Origin of the sequence: Micromonospora sp. NPDC023814 (genome assembly GCF_040639595.1) — a bacterium.
GTDB lineage: Bacteria > Actinomycetota > Actinomycetes > Mycobacteriales > Micromonosporaceae > Micromonospora.
This window is the reverse complement of sequence record NZ_JBFAAF010000034.1, coordinates 45686-62169: the sequence shown is the minus strand read 5'-3', so window position 1 is coordinate 62169 and position 16484 is coordinate 45686. Positions and strand designations below refer to the sequence as shown.

At 73.5% G+C, this 16484-nt stretch carries 16 protein-coding genes; 8 read left to right on the top strand and 8 right to left on the bottom strand.

Annotated features, from left to right (window positions below):
• Positions 1 to 213 precede the first annotated feature (213 nt).
• Complete coding sequence (asnB, locus tag AB0G14_RS19780) at positions 214 to 2175, top strand: asparagine synthase (glutamine-hydrolyzing) (protein ID WP_350711425.1); 1962 nt, start codon at positions 214 to 216, stop codon at positions 2173 to 2175.
• 189 nt (positions 2176 to 2364) lie between these two features.
• Here asnB and AB0G14_RS19775 read toward each other — a convergent pair whose 3' ends face one another.
• Both AB0G14_RS19775 and AB0G14_RS19770 read right to left on the bottom strand, forming a co-directional pair.
• On the bottom strand, positions 2365 to 4326 hold the full coding sequence (locus tag AB0G14_RS19775; RefSeq protein WP_357699316.1) for a zinc ribbon domain-containing protein: 1962 nt from the start codon (positions 4324 to 4326) through the stop codon (positions 2365 to 2367).
• Positions 4323 to 4574 (bottom strand): hypothetical protein, encoded by a 252-nt coding sequence (locus AB0G14_RS19770; protein WP_357699314.1) that lies wholly within the window; start codon positions 4572 to 4574, stop codon positions 4323 to 4325. Before AB0G14_RS19770 ends, AB0G14_RS19775 begins: the two co-directional genes overlap by 4 nt.
• Before the next feature lie 233 nt (positions 4575 to 4807).
• Between AB0G14_RS19770 and AB0G14_RS19765 the strand changes: the two genes are divergently transcribed.
• Positions 4808 to 5743 (top strand): PfkB family carbohydrate kinase, encoded by a 936-nt coding sequence (locus tag AB0G14_RS19765; protein WP_357699312.1) that lies wholly within the window; start codon positions 4808 to 4810, stop codon positions 5741 to 5743.
• A gap of 133 nt (positions 5744 to 5876) precedes the next feature.
• On the opposite strand, the gene AB0G14_RS19760 is transcribed toward AB0G14_RS19765, so the two are convergent.
• Positions 5877 to 6707, bottom strand: a complete 831-nt coding sequence (locus AB0G14_RS19760; protein WP_357699310.1) for an MBL fold metallo-hydrolase — start codon at positions 6705 to 6707, stop codon at positions 5877 to 5879.
• Positions 6704 to 7108, bottom strand: a complete 405-nt coding sequence (locus AB0G14_RS19755) for a hotdog domain-containing protein (protein ID WP_357699308.1) — start codon at positions 7106 to 7108, stop codon at positions 6704 to 6706. The genes AB0G14_RS19760 and AB0G14_RS19755 overlap by 4 nt, the downstream gene beginning before the upstream one ends.
• 191 nt (positions 7109 to 7299) lie before the next feature.
• Here AB0G14_RS19755 and AB0G14_RS19750 point away from each other — a divergent pair, with 191 nt between their 5' ends.
• Positions 7300 to 8331: a phosphatase PAP2 family protein gene (locus AB0G14_RS19750; protein ID WP_357699306.1), complete on the top strand. Its 1032-nt coding sequence runs from the start codon at positions 7300 to 7302 to the stop codon at positions 8329 to 8331.
• Positions 8332 to 8448: 117 nt separating this feature from the next.
• On the opposite strand, the gene AB0G14_RS19745 is transcribed toward AB0G14_RS19750, so the two are convergent.
• Genes AB0G14_RS19745 through AB0G14_RS19735 form a run of 3 tightly spaced genes read right to left on the bottom strand, consistent with a single transcriptional unit; the run spans position 8449 to position 10854 of the window.
• Positions 8449 to 10065, bottom strand: a complete 1617-nt coding sequence (locus AB0G14_RS19745; protein ID WP_357699304.1) for a PH domain-containing protein — start codon at positions 10063 to 10065, stop codon at positions 8449 to 8451.
• Positions 10062 to 10601 carry a PH domain-containing protein gene (locus AB0G14_RS19740; protein ID WP_357699302.1) on the bottom strand — a complete coding sequence of 180 codons (540 nt, stop codon included), beginning with the start codon at positions 10599 to 10601 and terminating at the stop codon, positions 10062 to 10064. Before AB0G14_RS19740 ends, AB0G14_RS19745 begins: the two co-directional genes overlap by 4 nt.
• A 22-nt stretch (positions 10602 to 10623) precedes the next feature.
• Positions 10624 to 10854, bottom strand: a complete 231-nt coding sequence (locus AB0G14_RS19735) for a hypothetical protein (RefSeq protein WP_357699300.1) — start codon at positions 10852 to 10854, stop codon at positions 10624 to 10626.
• A 278-nt stretch (positions 10855 to 11132) separates the two neighbouring features.
• Here AB0G14_RS19735 and AB0G14_RS19730 point away from each other — a divergent pair, with 278 nt between their 5' ends.
• The 3 genes from AB0G14_RS19730 to AB0G14_RS19720 are packed head-to-tail and all read left to right on the top strand — an operon-like array spanning position 11133 to position 14169.
• Complete coding sequence (locus AB0G14_RS19730; RefSeq protein WP_357699298.1) at positions 11133 to 12239, top strand: MoxR family ATPase; 1107 nt, start codon at positions 11133 to 11135, stop codon at positions 12237 to 12239.
• A complete protein-coding gene (locus tag AB0G14_RS19725) occupies positions 12218 to 13222 on the top strand; it encodes a DUF58 domain-containing protein (protein WP_357699296.1) in 1005 nt (334 codons plus the stop codon). Before AB0G14_RS19730 ends, AB0G14_RS19725 begins: the two co-directional genes overlap by 22 nt.
• Complete coding sequence (locus tag AB0G14_RS19720) at positions 13219 to 14169, top strand: VWA domain-containing protein (protein ID WP_357699294.1); 951 nt, start codon at positions 13219 to 13221, stop codon at positions 14167 to 14169. Before AB0G14_RS19725 ends, AB0G14_RS19720 begins: the two co-directional genes overlap by 4 nt.
• A gap of 70 nt (positions 14170 to 14239) precedes the next feature.
• On the opposite strand, the gene AB0G14_RS19715 is transcribed toward AB0G14_RS19720, so the two are convergent.
• Positions 14240 to 14392: a hypothetical protein gene (locus AB0G14_RS19715; protein ID WP_357699292.1), complete on the bottom strand. Its 153-nt coding sequence runs from the start codon at positions 14390 to 14392 to the stop codon at positions 14240 to 14242.
• A 553-nt stretch (positions 14393 to 14945) separates the two neighbouring features.
• On the opposite strand from AB0G14_RS19715, the gene AB0G14_RS19710 reads away from it, so the two are divergent.
• Together AB0G14_RS19710 and fabI are read left to right on the top strand one after the other, a co-directional pair.
• Entirely contained in the window at positions 14946 to 15650 is a 705-nt protein-coding gene (locus AB0G14_RS19710; protein ID WP_350711402.1) for a beta-ketoacyl-ACP reductase, read from the top strand.
• A gap of 36 nt (positions 15651 to 15686) precedes the next feature.
• Entirely contained in the window at positions 15687 to 16454 is a 768-nt protein-coding gene (fabI, locus tag AB0G14_RS19705) for an enoyl-ACP reductase FabI (protein ID WP_357699289.1), read from the top strand.
• Positions 16455 to 16484: the final 30 nt, after the last annotated feature.

Genomic DNA, 16484 nt, shown 5'->3' with positions numbered 1-16484 from the left:
GTCGTTGCTGGTCCTGACGGTACCCCGCGCCGTATCGGCCCGGCCGTCCCGGTAGGCCCCACCCCCGCGGGCGGCCGGGCCGTCCTGGTGGACCCCCCCCGTGGGCGGCCGGGCCTGCGTGTCGGCCCGCCCGCCCGCCGGGTGCCCGCCTTGAGCGCGGGAGAGCCTGCGGTGCCGCGACGCCCGCCCGGGACGCGTGGAAAGATGACCACCATGTGCGGACTCCTGGCCTTCTTCAGCGCGCGCGGCGACGCCGCCGCCCACCGCGACAACATCGCCGGGGCGTTGGAATGCCTGCACCACCGCGGACCGGACGAGACCGGTGTCGAGGTGGTCGGCGACGCCTCCGGCCGGTACGCGGACGGGGTGTTCGCGCACAAGCGGCTGGCGATCATCGACGTGGCCTCCAGCCACGAGCCGCTGCCCTACGCGGGCGGGCGCTACCTGCTCACGTTCAACGGCGAGATCTACAACTACATCGAGCTGCGCGAGGAGCTGATCCGGAACTTCGGCGCCCAGTTCGCCACCGCCGGTGACGGCGAGGTGATCGTCGCCGGTTACCACTACTGGGGCGAGCAGGTGCTCACCCGGCTGCGGGGCATGTTCGCCTTCGTCATCTGGGACCGGCAGGAGCGGCGCGCGTTCGGCGGCCGGGACTACTTCGGCATCAAGCCGATGCACTACCTGGAGACCGCCGACGGCCTCTACCTCGCCTCGGAGAAGAAGGCGCTGCTGCCCTTCGCGCACTCCAGCTACCAGGGCGACGCCGGCATCGACACCGCGAACCTCAGCCACTACCTGACGCTGCAGTACGTGCCCGAGCCCGGCACCCTGCACAAGGGGATCAACCGGATCGGCTCGGGCGAGTACCTCACCTGGACCCCGGGCGGGCGGATCGACGTGCGGCGGTGGTACAGGCCGGTGTTCCGGCCCACCCCGGTCGCCGACGAGCAGCGGCTCTACCACGAGATCCGGGAGACGCTGCGGGAGAGCGTCCGGATGCACATGCGCTCCGACGTGCCGGTCGGCTCGTTCCTCTCCAGCGGCATCGACTCGACCGCCGTGGTGGCCCTGGCCCGCGAGTTCAACCCGAACATTCTCACCTTCACCGTCGGCTACGACGTCCCGGGCTACTCGGAGATCGACGTCGCCCAGGACTCGGCCCGGCACCTCGACGTGACCACCATCCCGACGAAGATCGGGCCGCAGGACATGATCGATGCGCTGCCGAAGATCGTCTGGCACCTGGACGACCCGGTGGCCGACCCGGCGCTGGTGCCCCTCTACTTCGTGGCCAAGAAGGCCGCCGAGCACGTCACCGTGGTGCTCTCCGGCGAGGGCGCCGACGAGTTCTTCGGCGGGTACACCATCTACCGCGAGCCGCTGTCGCTGAGTTCGGTCAACGGGCTGCCCGGCGGGGTGCAGAAGGGGCTGCGGGCCGTCTCCAAGGCGATCCCGCAGGGCGTCAAGGGCAAGAGCTTCCTGGAGCGCGGCACCACCCCGATCGAGGAGCGCTACTACGGCAACGCCCGGATGTTCACCGAGGAGGAGAAGCAGCACCTGCTGCGCCGCTACGACCCCTCCGTCCGCTACACCGACGTCACCGCGCCGATCTACGCGGAGTGCACCGAGCTCGACGACGTGACCAAGATGCAGTACGTCGACCTCTACACCTGGCTGCGCGGCGACATCCTCGTCAAGGCCGACCGGATCTCGATGGCCCACTCGCTGGAGGTGCGGGTGCCGTTCCTGGACCGTGAGGTCTTCGACGTGGCGTCGCGGATCCCGGTCGACCTCAAGCTGCCGCCGCGCTCCGACGCCACCAAGTACGCCATGCGCCAGGCCCTCCAGGGCGTGGTGCCGCCGGCCATCGTCAACCGCAAGAAGCTCGGCTTCCCGACCCCCACCCGGGTCTGGCTGCGCGGCGAGATGTACGAGTGGGCCCGCTGGGTGCTGTCCAACTCCGGCGCGGGCGAGCTGATCGACCTGTCGTACGCGATGCGGCTGCTCGAGGAGCACAAGCGGGAGGAGGCCGACCACTCCCGCAAGGTGTGGACGGTGCTGATCTTCTGCATCTGGCACGCGATCTTCGTCGCCAAGACCCTCGACCCGGGCATCCAGCGCAACCAGTCCGCCCTGCTCACCAAGCCCGTGGTCGGCTCCATGGTCCGCTGACCCCAGGCGCCTCGGGCGGCCCCGGTCCGCGCCGCAGTCCGCTCCCACCCGTGTGGATCAAGAGGTTTTGCGCCGCCGCAAACGATCCCGGACGGCGCAAACCTCCTGATCACTCCGGGTGGAGCTGACCATCCGGTAGATCGCCTTGCAGGCGCTACTGTGCCAGCGTCTCTGATCAGCTTTGCGATCCTAAGTCGGATTGGTTTCCGGGATCGTCTCCCACCGCGGTGGGGATGCATGGGCGTGGAGGTGGAATCCCGCGCCCAGAGCAGCCCCTCGTGGCCGGTGGCCGGTGATGGGTGTGCTGATCGCGTTCACGCCCTGGTGCCGGTGCGCTGCCCGGGGCAGTCGGGTCCGGCCCGCTGGTGCGTGTCCCTCCGGACGCTTGCCCGCCGGGCCGTGAGGTTCGGCGGGGGAGGGCGCCCTGCGTCGCCTGGGCGCGGGGCGTGAGGTGTGGGGCCGGGCAGGGCTGGTTCTCGACCGGTCCGTGCGGCTGGCCTTGGTGGTCGGGGTGATGACGGCTTTGGCTTCGAGTGTGTCCACGATCGAGCGGATCATCATGGCACCGTTGGTGCGGTCGATGACGGTCCTGGCCTGATGGGCCAGGCCGCGGGCTGCGATGCGGCGCCAGGCGCCGTGGTCGCGGTCTCCCTGCCAGCCGCAGCTGTCTCTGTTGGGGCAGATGGCCCACTTCCAGCCTGCGGTGGTGGGCCGGTCGGGGGCTTTGCGGTGCCGCAGCGGTGTCAGGCACTGCGGGCAGTGCTTTGAGGTGTTCCGGGCTGGGACGGTGACCACGGCGATACCGGTTTCGGCGGCGAGGTGCCGCATGCGGTCGGTGATCTGCCCGCGTATCTGCTGGGACAGGCGCGTGTTGTGAATGCGGCCCATGCCCTTGGCTTCCATCGACCGCAGGTCTTCGATATAGATGGCGGTCGCCCCGGCAGCAATCGCTTGGTCGACGGCCCAGCGGGCGGCAGCCCGCGCGAGCGCGTTGTTGAGGTGCGACCTGCGGCGGGACACGTGCCGGATCTCGCCGCGCAGCGCCTCGTGTTTAGCGGTCAGGTGCTTGTCGGGGCGGCCGTCGATCAGCCGCACGTACTGCTCGTCCTTGGCGTGCAGCCGCTCTGACAGGTGCCGGAGGCGGTGCTGCTTGGCGAGGACGCCAGCGGCGCGGAACTGGGCACCGGCCCCGAGAGACGTGATCTGGCCGTTGTCGTGGAGTCGTGCGGCCCCCGCGCTGAGGAGGGTGTTGAGGCCCCAGTCCACGCCGAGCGCCACCGTGTGCCCAGCACGCCGGGCCTTCGGCACGGCGTGCGTGTACGCGACATCGGCTCGCACCTGTCGGTCGCTCACGCGGAGGGTGGGCAGGTGCAGAACCGCGCCTGCAGGGACCGTGGGCGGCAGCGTGATCGGGCACTCGACCCACGTCCAGTCCCGGTACGCCTGCGGATCTGGACGGGTGGGCAGTTGCAGGCGCAGCAGCGCCCTCGCCGGGTCGGTCTCAGAACGCTCGATCGTGGACTGCTGCCCGTCACACGCGGCGAGCAGCAGCATTCGCGGGATCTTCGGGGTGCCTTCGAGCTCGAACACGTCCACGGGCAGGCGGCCGTTGGCCTTGAAGAACTTGGCGGCCTGCCGGGTTCGGCCCTTGATGATGCTGGATGGCAGATGCTCCCCGCCAGGGATCGAGGCTCGAACGTGATCCCACTCAGCGGGGGTGCGCTTACGCGGATCGGCCGGCCACGTCGCCAGCACCCCGGCGGTCAGATCAGCACGCCACTTCGCCGAGCGCAGAGCACGCCCAGCTTGCTCCTGGGCCATGCGCACGATCCGGTCATTGACCTTCACGCCCTCGGACGTGGTGGCGGTCCAGCCCAGGCGCCGCAGCGCCATCCACGCGTTCGACGGCAGTTTCCGGCCGCCCGCGTCCACCCCGGAAGCCAACACATCCACATCTGCGGTGTTCCAGTGCTCGCCAATCAGGGCGCAGACCATGCCCGCCACCAGGTCGGTACACCAGCCGACACGTTCGGCAAGCACGGCCTGAGACAGAACCTCGCCGGTTTTCTCGTCCACGCCTACGCGCACAAGGGCGCGGGCGCATGCGGTGCGGGGGGTCTCGTCTTCGGCGAGCGGCAGCTTCCGGCTCACTGGCCACCGGCCTGGCACTGCCCGGACCCGGCCAGCAGGCGGCGCCGCTTCTCGGCCGACCGCATCCCGTGCAGGTGTCCGGCGAATGTGGTAGCGAGGGAAACGAAGACCTTGACGATTTCACCGGTGGAGGTGGCCCGCAACTCGTACTCCTGGGCCTCCAACCAGGATTCCTGCCCACTGGAGCCGGGGACGCGCACGTACAGGCCCTCCAAGCGAAAACGCTCACCGCCGGTGGAAACCGTCATAGCCTCGACATCAATCGAGGAGAACCGGCGCCCACGGGCCGCTCCAAGTCGCCGGAATCTCCCCGAGTCAGCCCAGAACCAGGCGTCACAGCATGAACACCGAGACGCTTCGCGGCCTTCGAGAGCCGAAGAAGCTCCGCACGATCAATCTACGATCACTCAGGATTTCTAATCAAGTTAAACAGCCTGGTGCGACATGAACGGTCGGCGAGCGGTGCGGACGGAGGCCGGAGATGGGATACGCGGTGGTGCTCGGCGAGGCACTGGTCGACCTGCTCGACACCGAGTGCGACGGGGAGCCGGTCTACCGGCAGGCCATCGGCGGTGGGCCGCTCAACGTGGCGGTCGCCGTCGCCCGGCTCGGCGGCGCGGTGCAGTTCGTCGGGTCGCTCGGCGACGACGTCCTGGCCGGGCGGATCCGCGACTTCCTGAGCGGCGTCGGCGTCGGGCTGGCCGGCGCGGTCACGGTCCCCGCCCCGACCGCCCTGGCGGTGGCCACCTTCGCCGGCCCGGAGCCCGACTTCCGGTTCTACGGGCAGCCACCCTCCTACGGCCTGCTCGGCCCCGACGACCTGGATGCCGACCTGGTCGGGGGCGCGGACGTGCTCTACTGCGGCTCGATCGTGCTGCTCCAGCCGCCGGTGCTGGCCGCCGCGCGCCGGGCCTGGGCGCTGGCCGGCAGCCTGCGGGTCTTCGACCCCAACGTCCGCCACCGGCTGCTCGACGGGCCGGCGGCGCTGGCCGGGCTGCGCGAGGTGGTGGCCGAGTTCGCCGCCGGCGCCCACCTGGTCAAGCTGAGCGCCGCCGACGCCAAGCTGCTCTATCCGGGTGAGCCGGAGGAGGGGGTGGCGGCGTACCTGCGGGAGTTGGGCGCCGGGACCGCCGTGGTCACCCTGGGCGCCGCCGGCGCGGTGGTCGCCGCGGCCGGCGCCGATCCGGTACGCGTACCCGCGCCGAAGGTCGAGGCGGTGGACGCCACCGGCGCCGGTGACGCGGTGATGGGCGCGCTCGTCGCGGACCTGCTGGTCGACGGCGAGCCCGCCGCTCCGGCGGGCTGGCACGAGCGGGTGGCCTTCGCGCTGCGGGTCGCCGCCCTGGTCTGCGAGTCGCCCGGCGGCGCGACCGCCATGCCCACCCGCGCCGAGGTCCTCGACCGGTTCGCCCGCTGACCCACCCCACCCTCTTCTCCCCGCGATCTTGCACTTTGTGCCCGCGATCTGGGGGATGTGCCGCTTCCGTCGGGGCGACAACTGCAAGATCGGCGGGGTGCGGGGTGCGGGGTGCGGGGTGCGGGGGAGGGGGTCAGGTGGTGCCGTCTAGTTCGGCGTAGCCGCGGCGGGCGGCGTGCAGGGCGGGCCGGGCGCCGAAGGGTGCCTCGGCGGCGACGCGTTCGGGCGGGGCGCCGCCGGTGTGCCCGGCGCGGATGAGCCAGGCCAGCTCGACGAGCTGCTCGTGCTGCGCGCGGACGAACGCGGCGTCCACCGGGTCGCCGTGCCCCGGCACGACGACGGTGGCCGGGGTGGTCATCCGGAGCAGCTCGGCCACCGTGTCCGGCCACTGCAACGGGTAGGACTCCTCGAAGGCGGGCGGCCCGCTCTGCTCCACCAGGTCCCCGGCGACCAGCACGTCGGCGTCCGGCACCTGCACCACCAGGTCACCGGCGGTGTGCCCGCGACCGGGGTGGCGCAGCACGACCCGCCGGCCGCCCACGTCGAGCGCGGTCTCGCCGTGGACGGTGTGCGTCGGCGCCAGCAGCGTGGTGCCGGCCAGCTCCTCGGCCAGCGCGGGGTGCTCGTCGCGCATCTCCTCGTACGCCTCCCGGCGCAGCCGGTCCGCCTCCTGGCGCATCGCCTCGGCGGCCACCTCGTGCGCGTACACCGGGCGGGGTGGGTCGGCGGCGAGGGTGGCGTTGCCGAAACAGTGGTCGAAGTGGTGGTGGGTGTTGACCACGGTCCACGGATGGGTGGTGACCGCCCGGGCGGCGGCGGCCAGCTCGGCGGCCTGCCCGGCGGTGGAGAGCGTGTCGACCAGCAGCGCCGCCCCGTCGCCGACGACCAGCGTGACGTTGACGTGCAGCAGCGGCTCGCGCAGCACGTGCACCCCGTCGGCGACCTGTACGAAGCGGCCGGTCACGACGACCGGGCCGCGCGTTCCACGAAGCGCTGCCGGTCGACCAGCACGCGCTCCACCCGGCCTTCGGCGATCGTCTCGTCGCCGTCGCGCACGCTCACCTCGAAGTGCAGCCGTCGCCCCTCGACCGCGGCCAGCCGGGCCTGCGCCACCACCGTCCGCCCCACCGGGGTGGCCGCGCGGTGGTCGAGCTCCACGCGGGTGCCGACCGTCGTCGACCCGCTGGGTATCCGGGGGGCGGTGGCCGCCACCGTGGCCGCCTCGGCGAGGGCGAGCACCCGGGGCGTGCCCAGCATCGGCACGTCCCCGGAGCCCACCGCCTGGGCGGTGTCGGTGTCGGCGACGGTCAGCTCCACCCGGGCGGTCAGGCCCGGCGTCAGGGCGGGCTCCGGCTGCTCCTGCATGGCCAAAGCCTAGACGAGGCGGGCCGGGCCCGGCGGGCGTCCGTGCCGCGCCGACGGTTCACCGGTTCCGGGGCCGAGCGCCGGTCTGAGGTTCGCGCGCCGGCCACCACCGGCCGGCCACCCGCCGTGCCCCTGGCGCAGCGGGTGGTCGGCGTCGGTCGATGCCGTCCGCGCCGTTAACCTTGACCGCGATGTCTGTCGCGACCGACCCCCAGCCCCCCGCCCGGACCGGCCCGCCCGCCTCGCCCGACGGCGGGCGTCGTCGCGTGGTCGCGATGACCGTCTGGGGGGTCGCCTTCGTCGCCGGCTGGCTCGGCATCGGCCTGCCGACCGACCCGGCGTACGCGTTCCTCTGGATCTGGGCGGCGACGGTCGCCTGGAACAGCAGCCGGCCGTGGCGCAGCCACCTGCGTTTCGCCCGGGACTGGGTGCCGGTGGTGCTGCTGCTCGCGGTCTACAACCTCTCCCGTGGCTTCGCCGACAACGGCGCGACCCCGCATGCGTACGAGCTGATCGTCGCCGACCGGGTCATGTTCGGCTGGGCGACCGGTGGCGAGGTGCCGACGGTCTGGCTCCAGCAGCACCTCTACCGGCCCGAGGTGCACTGGTGGGATGTCCTGGTCAGCTGGGTCTACTTCTCCCACTTCGTGGTGGCGTTGGCCGCCGCGGCGGTGCTCTGGCTGCGCGACCGGGGGCGCTGGGCGGCGTTCATGCGTCGCTGGGGCTTCCTGTGCGCCACCGGCCTGGTCACCTACTTCCTCTACCCGGCGGCCCCGCCCTGGTGGGCGGCGCAGAACGGGCTGCTGGAGGAGGTCGCCCGGATCTCCACCCGGGGCTGGAAGGCGTTCGGCATGCACGGCGCCGGCAACCTGCTCAACGCCGGGCAGATCGCCTCCAACCCGGTGGCCGCCATGCCGTCGCTGCACACCGCGTTCGCCCTGTTCGTGGTGCTGTTCTTCCTCCGGCAGACCCGCCGCCGCTGGTGGCCGCTGCTGTTGGCGTACCCGCTGGCGATGACCTTCACGCTGGTCTACAGCGGCGAGCACTACGTCATCGACGTGCTGGTCGGCTGGGCGTACGTCGGGATGACCTTCCTGGTGGTCGGCCTGGCGGAGCGCTGGTGGGCGGCGCGCCGGGCCCGCCGCGCCGTGGCGGAGGGCGACCCCGAGCCGACCGAACCGCCCACCTCCGCCGAGCCGCCGGCGGTGCCGGCGACGCGCTGAGCGTCGACCCCGCGGCGGGCGGCGGGGCGGCCCGCGACCCGTGCGCGGTCGGGTGACCACGGACCGTGCGGCGGCCGTGCGGCGGTCGGCCGGGCTGAGTGCCGATGCGGGAAGCGGTCAGCCGGCCTGCCGGGCGGCGCGCGCCCGGGCCGTCAGCTCCGCCGCCAGGGCCCAGGCCTCGGCCAGGTCCCGGTCCCGCGCGGCCGCGCCGGCGCCGCCGGCCGTGTCGGCGTGCACCGTCGCCAGCCGCAGCCGCCGCTGCGCCGGCCCCTGCACCACCCGCACGCTCTGGATCCGGGCGTACGGCACGAGCGCCACCTGCCGCGTGAGCAGGCCGGACCGGACCGCGAAGACCCGGGCGTCGAGGCCGGCGCCGAGCACGCCCCGGCTCAGCGGGTTGAGCCAGCGGGCCCGCTCCGGCGGCGGGGTCAACGGCAGCGCGGTCAGGCACACCCCGGCCAGCACCTCGGCCACGATCGCCTCGCCGGTCGGCAGGTCGCCCACGGGGAGCAGGCGGTCCGGCCGGTTGCGGTCGTCGCTCTCGCCGGCGGAGTAGCCGGCCACCTCCAGGCGCAGCCGCAGCCACCCCTTGACCCGCCACAGCAGCGGCCAGGTGGCCCCGACCGTCTGCACCCGGTCCAGCGGGACCGTCTGGGCGCGGGTCTCCAGCAGCCCGTTGCGGATCCGTAGCGTGCCCTCGTCCCGGGCGAGCCGGAAGTTCCAGTCGTCGAGCACCCGGCGCACCGGTTGCAGCAGCACGCCGGCCATCGCGGTGAGGGTGCTCGCCACCGCGATGAACGACCACGAGTCCTCGGAGAGGAACTGCGCCAGCACGAACGCCACGCCGAACGGGATCATGAACGCCTGCGGGGTCAGCAGCTGGCTGACCAGCAGGTCCTTGTTCGCGACGGTGTGCAGCGGCCGGCCGGGCGGCGCGGGCGCCTCGGCCGGGACCGCCCCGGTCGCCGCTGTTCCCTCGACCGGCGCCGGAGCAGGCCCGCCGGCGGTCGCCCGCCCGGCGAGTGCGAGCAGCCGCCGACGCAGCGCGGTCGCGTCGGCGACGCTCAGGTATGCCAGCGGCGCCTCGGTCTTGCCGCCGCCGACCACCTCCAGCCGCAGCTCGGCCAGGCCGGTGAGCTGGGCGAGCAGCGGGCGCACCACCTCGACGGCCTGGAGCCGCTCCAGCGGGATCGCCCGGGTGCGCCGCCAGAGGAGCCCCTCGTGCACCCGAAGTTCGCGGCCGACCACGTGGTAGCCGGTGTGGTACCAGCTGACGACCGCGAGCACGGTGGCGCCCAGGGCCAGCACGACCGCCATCAGGGCGAACCAGCCGAAGCCGACCCGGGAGAGGGTCGACCAGGACAGGCCGGCGATGACCACGACCAGCGACTTGGCCCCGTGCAGCGCGGGGCTGAGCGGGTGCAGCCGCTGCCGGGGCTCGGCGTGCTCCGGCGCCGTACCCGGCACTGGCCCGGCGACCGGGGGAGGCGCCGGCGGGCCGGGTGGTGGGGGCGGGGCGTCCGGCGCCGGCACCGTGCCCGGCCCGGCCGGCGGGCCCGCGATCCCGTGCGGGATGTCCGGCGCGGGGCCGGCGGGCGGGTGCGGGTCGTACGGCGCCGGTCCGGGTGCCGCGGTAGGGCCCTGCGCGACGGGCGGCATCGCCGCCGGCCGGAGGCCGGGCTCCACCCGGGGCGGCTCGGTCCGGTCCGTCGCGCGGCCGGCCGGGTCGCTCACAGCCCCTCCGCTCGGTCCTCGCCGAGCGCGGTGAGCCGGTCGCGCAGCCGGGACGCCTCCGCCGGGTGCAGCCCCGGCACGCGGGCGTCGCTGGCCGCCGCGGCCGTGTGCAACTGGACGGTGGCCAGGTTGAACGCCCGCTCCAGCGGTCCGGCGCTGACGTCCACGAACTGCATCCGCGAGTACGGCACGATGGAGAGCCGCCGCACCAGCAGGCCGTGCCGGACCAGCAGGTCGTCCTCCCGCTCGGCGTATCCCCAGGCCCGTACGGCCCGGACGATGGTCACGACCCGCAGGGCGCCCAGCAGCAGCACCGCGCCGCCCGCCGCGCCGAACGGCCAGGCCCCGCTGAACGCCCAGCCGACGCCCAGCCCGAGCAGGACGACGACCAGCACCATCGCGAGCCGGAGCAGCTCCACCCAGATCAGGTCGGGTGAGATCGGCTGCCAGCGGACGGTGTCCGGCCACGGCTCCAGGGGGCCCGCCGGAGGGCGGGGCGGTGCCGGCGGCGGGCCGGCGAATCCGTCACCGCTCACCGAGGGAATCCGTTGTGCGCGCTCACCCTTCGAGCGTAGGCGATCCGACCACCGGTACGACCTCCCGCAGGAACCCGCGGGCCTCCAGAAAGTCGCCGAGGGTGGAGCGGTGCTCGGCGCAGGCCAGCCAGGTCTTGCGCCGGTCGGTGTCGTGCAGCCGGGGATTGTTCCACCGCAGCGCCCACCGGGCGGGGGCACGACAGCCGCGGGACGAGCAGATCAGCGGCTCGTCGGCGGGAAGGGGGTCGCTCATCCCGCCCAGTCTAGGGCGGCGGGAGAGCCGAAGAGGTGAGCGCCGGGCGGCCACGGGGGGAGCCGCCCGGCGACGGGGTGAATCGTACACACGTCGGGGCCGTTCGTGTCCACCTGTGAACGGCGATTCCGCGACGTGGGACGGCGTGGCGGGCCGGCGATCCGGCGACTCGGGACGGCGCGGCGATAATCGGGTTCTCCCCACCTCGGCACTCAGCCGGGCATGCGAGTCTTGACACGCACCAGCCGCACGACAACCGATCATGCTGTGGAGGACCGGTGGCCCAGCCGACCACGCCCGACGCCCCGACGCCCAACGGGACAGGCCCGCAGACACCCGTGCCGGTGACCACGCCGGCCGAGGACGCGACCCTGCTGGAGCGGGCGCTGTTCGAGATCAAGCGGGTGATCGTCGGGCAGGACCGGATGGTGGAGCGGATGTTCGTCGCGCTGCTCGCCCGGGGCCACTGCCTGCTGGAGGGCGTCCCGGGGGTGGCCAAGACGCTCGCCGTGGAGACGCTCGCCAGGGTCGTCGGTGGCTCCTTCGCCCGGGTGCAGTTCACCCCGGACCTGGTGCCGGCCGACATCATGGGCACCCGCATCTACCGGCAGTCGAGCGAGAAGTTCGACGTCGAGCTGGGCCCGGTCTTCGTCAACTTCCTGCTCGCCGACGAGATCAACCGGGCGCCGGCCAAGGTGCAGTCGGCGCTGCTGGAGGTGATGAGCGAGCGGCAGGTCTCGATCGGCGGCGAGACGCACCGGGTGCCCAACCCGTTCCTGGTGATGGCGACGCAGAACCCGATCGAGCAGGAGGGGGTCTATCCGCTGCCCGAGGCGCAGCGGGACCGCTTCCTGATGAAGATCCTCGTCGGCTACCCGACCGACGCCGAGGAGCGGGAGATCGTCTACCGGATGGGGGTCGCCCCGCCGGAGCCGGCGCCGGTGTTCACCACCGCCGACCTGGTCGCCCTCCAACGCAAGGCGGACCAGGTCTTCGTGCACAACGCCCTGGTCGACTACGCGGTCCGGCTGGTGCTGGCCACGCGTGCCCCGGCGGAGCACGGGATGCCGGACGTCGCCCAGCTCATCCAGTACGGCGCCAGCCCGCGTGCCTCGCTCGGCCTGGTCCGGGCGACCCGCGCGCTGGCGCTGCTGCGGGGCCGGGACTACGCCCTGCCGCAGGACGTGCAGGACATCGCGCCGGACATCCTGCGTCACCGGCTGGTGCTCAGCTACGACGCGCTCGCCGACGACGTGCCCGCCGACCACGTCGTGCACCGGGTGATGTCCACCATTCCGCTGCCCTCGGTCGCGCCCCGTCAGCAGGCCACACCGACGCCGACCGCCGCGCCGCCGGGCGCCGGTTGGCCCGGGCAGCGGCCGTGACCTCACCCGTCCGGCGGCCCGCCGACATTCCCTCGGACCGCACCGAAGCCGTCCTGTCGCGGCTGCAACTGATGGTCACCCGCAAACTCGACGGCCTGCTCCAGGGCGACTACGCCGGCCTGCTGCCGGGCCCGGGCAGCGAGGCGGGGGAGTCCCGCGAGTACCGCCCCGGCGACGACGTACGCCGGATGGACTGGCCGGTCACCGCCCGCACGACGATGCCGCACGTCCGGCGTACGGTGGCCGACCGGGAACTGGAGACGTGGCTGGCGGTGGACCTCTCGGCCAGCCTGGACTTCGGCACCGGCCGGTGGCTCAAGCGCGACGTCGTGGTGGCGGCCGCGGCGGCGCTGACCCACCTGACCGTGCGCGGTGGCAACCGGATCGGCGCCGTGATCGGCAGCGGCGGCGGCACGAGCGCTCCGGCGCGCCGGTGGCGGAGCGCGCCGCCGGTCCCCGCTCCGGACGTGTTCACCCGGGTGCCTGCCCGCTCCGGTCGCAAGGAGGCCCAGGCGTTGTTGCGGGCGGTCGCCGGCACCGAGATCCGTCCGGGGCGCAGCGACCTGGGCACGCTGGTCGACATGCTCAACCGGCCGCCCCGGCGGCGCGGGGTGGCGGTGGTCATCTCCGACTTCCTCGCCCCGATCGACCGCTGGGCCCGGCCGCTGCGCAAGCTGCGCGTGCGGCACGATCTGCTGGCGATCGAGGTGGTCGACCCCCGGGAGCTGGAGCTGCCCGACGTCGGGGTGCTGCCGGTGGTCGACCCGGAGACCGGCGGTCTGCACGAGGTGCAGACCGCCGACCCGCTGCTGCGGCACCGCTACGCCGAGGCGGCAACCGCCCAGCGGGCGGAGATCTCCGCCGCGCTGCGCGGCGCGGGCGCGGCCCACCTGCGGCTGCGTACGGACCGAGACTGGCTGCTCGACATGGTGCGCTTCGTGGCCGCGCAGCGGCACGCCCGCACCAGGGGGACGACACGATGATCCGTTTTCTGCAACCGTGGTGGCTGCTGGCGGTGCTGCCGGTGCTGGCCCTCGCCGCGCTCTACGTCTGGCGGCAGCGCAACCGCCGGGCGTACGCGATGCGGTTCACCAACGTGGACCTGCTGCGCACCCTGGCGCCGAAGGGGCTGGGCTGGCGCCGGCACGTGCCGGCGACCGCGTTCCTGCTCTGCCTGCTGGTGCTGGCGACCGCGTTGGCCCGGCCGGCCGTCGACACCCGGGAGCCGCTGGAACGGGCCACCGTGATGCTGGCCATCGACGTGTCGCTGTCCATGCAGGCCGACGACGTGGCGCCGAACCGGCTGGAGGCGGCGCAGGAGGCGGCCAAGCAGTTCGTCGGCGAGCTGCCGGAGAGCTACAACCTGGGGCTGGTCTCGTTCGCCAAGGCGGCGAACGTGCTGGTGCCGCCGACCAAGGACCGGGAGGCGGTGACCAGCGCGATCGACGGGCTGGTGCTGGCCGAGGCGACGGCGACCGGGGAGGCGGTCTTCACCTGCCTGGAGGCGATCCGGTCGGTGCCGGCCGACGGCGCGGCGGAGATCCCGCCGGCCCGCATCGTGCTGCTCTCCGACGGCTACCGCACCTCGGGGCGGTCGGTGGAGGAGGCGGCCTCGGCGGCGCAGGCGGCCAACGTGCCGGTCTCCACGATCGCCTTCGGCACCGACTCGGGGCAGGTGGACATCGGCGGGCAGTTGCAGCGGGTGCCGGTGGACCGGCTGGCCCTGGCCGACCTGGCCGAGGCCACGGAGGGCTACTTCTACGAGGCGGCCTCGGTGACCGAGTTGAAGCAGGTCTACCAGGACATGGGCAGCTCGATCGGGTTCCGGACGGAGCCCCGCGAGGTCACCCAGTGGTACGCGGGCGTGGCCCTGCTGCTGGCGCTGTGCGCCGGCGCGCTCAGCCTGCTGTGGTCCTCCCGTATGCTCTGACACCCGGGACGCCGGCGGCGGGCGGTCGACGCCCGCCGCCGGCGCGGACGACCACGGCCGGCAGCGGGTGTCAGTGGCCGGCGAGGACGAAGATGACGGCCACCCAGACGGCGGCGAGGGTGAAGCCCAGCGGGGCGACGTAGCGGCTCATGGACGGCTCCGGGTGGCGACTGGACGGTCCGCGAGCGGGGAGCGGACCGCAGGGCTGGATCAGGACGCGCACACAGAAGTCGTGACCGGGGGGCGGCTCCCGGCGGGCCGCCCGGGCGGCGGGCGGCACGGCGCGGTCACCCGGCGCGGGGCCGGGGACCGGGCGGGTGCGGGGAGCGGAGCTGGGTCAGCTCACCTGCTGAGTCGTGGCTCAGCGGGGCTGACGGACGGCCCGGCCACGACTGGGAGGATCGCTATCTCGCACAGCGATCACCTCCTGTGGTCGGCGGGCCCGGAACGCGGGCCGCGACCGGCCCGCAAACGCCGATGATCGTACACCCGCCGGCGTCCGTTGCCGCACTCGGCCCATCGGCTCCGGTCGACCGCCCGTCCGGCTCGGGCCGCCGCCGTCGCCGCCCTCGCGCGGGGGCGGCGAGTGTCCGCCGGCGGTCCGCCCACAGGGCTCCACCGGGCGAACCCGCTCCCGGCGGCCCCCGGCGCGACGCGGCCGGGAACGGGTGATCCGGGCGTCGTAAGCCGGCCTGACGTGCCCGCCGTTAGCGCTTACCTGCCGGTAACGCCTAGGCTCCGACCGACCGGGAGATCACTGAGCAGAGGGGGGACCCGTGGCCCGTACCGTCCTGGTGACCGGCGGCAACCGGGGGATCGGCCTGGCGATCGCGCAGGCCTTCGCCAAGCAGGGCGACCGGGTGGCGGTGACCCACCGCAGCGGCGACGCCCCCGAGGGGCTGTTCGGGGTGCGCTGCGACGTCACCGACTCCGACTCGGTCGACGCGGCCTTCACCGCCATCGAGGCCGAGCTGGGGCCGGTCGAGGTGCTGGTCGCCAACGCCGGCATCACCGACGACACGCTGCTGATGCGCATGTCGGAGGAGCAGTTCACCCGCGTGCTGGACACCAACCTGACCGGCGCGTTCCGGTGTGCCAAGCGCGCCTCGACCAAGATGCTCCGCGCGAAGTGGGGCCGGATGATCTTCATCTCTTCGGTGGTCGGCCTCTACGGCGGCCCCGGCCAGGTCAACTACGCGGCGAGCAAGGCCGGACTGGTCGGCGTGGCCCGCTCCATCACCCGCGAGCTGGGCAGCCGCAACATCACCGCCAACGTGGTCGCGCCCGGCTACGTCGAGACCGACATGACCGCCGCGCTGCCCGAGGACCGCAAGACCGAGTACCGCAAGGTCATCCCCGCCGGCCGCTTCGCGCAGCCGGACGAGGTCGCGGGCGCGGTCACCTGGCTGGCCGGGGACGCCGCGGGCTACATCTCCGGCGCCGTCATCCCCGTCGACGGCGGCCTCGGCATGGGTCACTGACAGCGGTCACTGAAGAAGCTATGGAGGAATCCCTGCATGTCCGGACTGCTCGCCGGTAAGCGGCTGCTCGTCACCGGCGTCATCACCGACGCCTCGATCGCCTTCTCGGTGGCGAAGCTCGCCCAGGAGAACGGGGCGCAGGTCGTGCTCACCGGCTACGGCCGGCTGTCCCTGGTCGAGCGGATCGCCAAGCGGCTGCCCGAGCCGGCGCCGGTGATCGAGTTGGACGTGACCAACGCCGAGCACCTCGCGGGGCTCGCCGACCGGGTGCGCGAGCACGTCGACGGCCTGGACGGGGTGGTGCACTCGATCGGCTTCGCCCCGCAGAGCTGCCTCGGCGGCGGCTTCCTCGACGCGCCGTGGGAGGACGTGGCGACCGCGTTGCAGGTCTCCACGTACTCCTACAAGTCGCTGGCCATGGCGGCGCTGCCGCTGATGTCCGCCGGCGGCGCGGTGGTCGGCCTGACCTTCGACGCGACCAAGGCGTGGCCCGTCTACGACTGGATGGGCGTGGCCAAGGCCGGGCTGGAGTCGGCCTCCCGCTACCTGGCGCTGCACCTGGGCAAGCAGGGCATCCGCAGCAACCTGGTCGCCGCCGGGCCGCTGCGCACCATCGCCGCCAAGTCGATCCCGGGCTTCGAGCAGTTCGAGGACGCCTGGACCGAGCGCGCGCCGCTGGGCTGGAGCCTCACCGACCAGGAGCCGGCCGCCCGGGCCTGCCTGGCGCTGCTGTCCGACTGGTTCCCGGCCACCACCGGCGAGATCGTCCACGTCGACGGCGGCTACCACGCCATCGGCGCCTGAGGTGTAAGGAAGGGCCCCCTGCAATCGCAT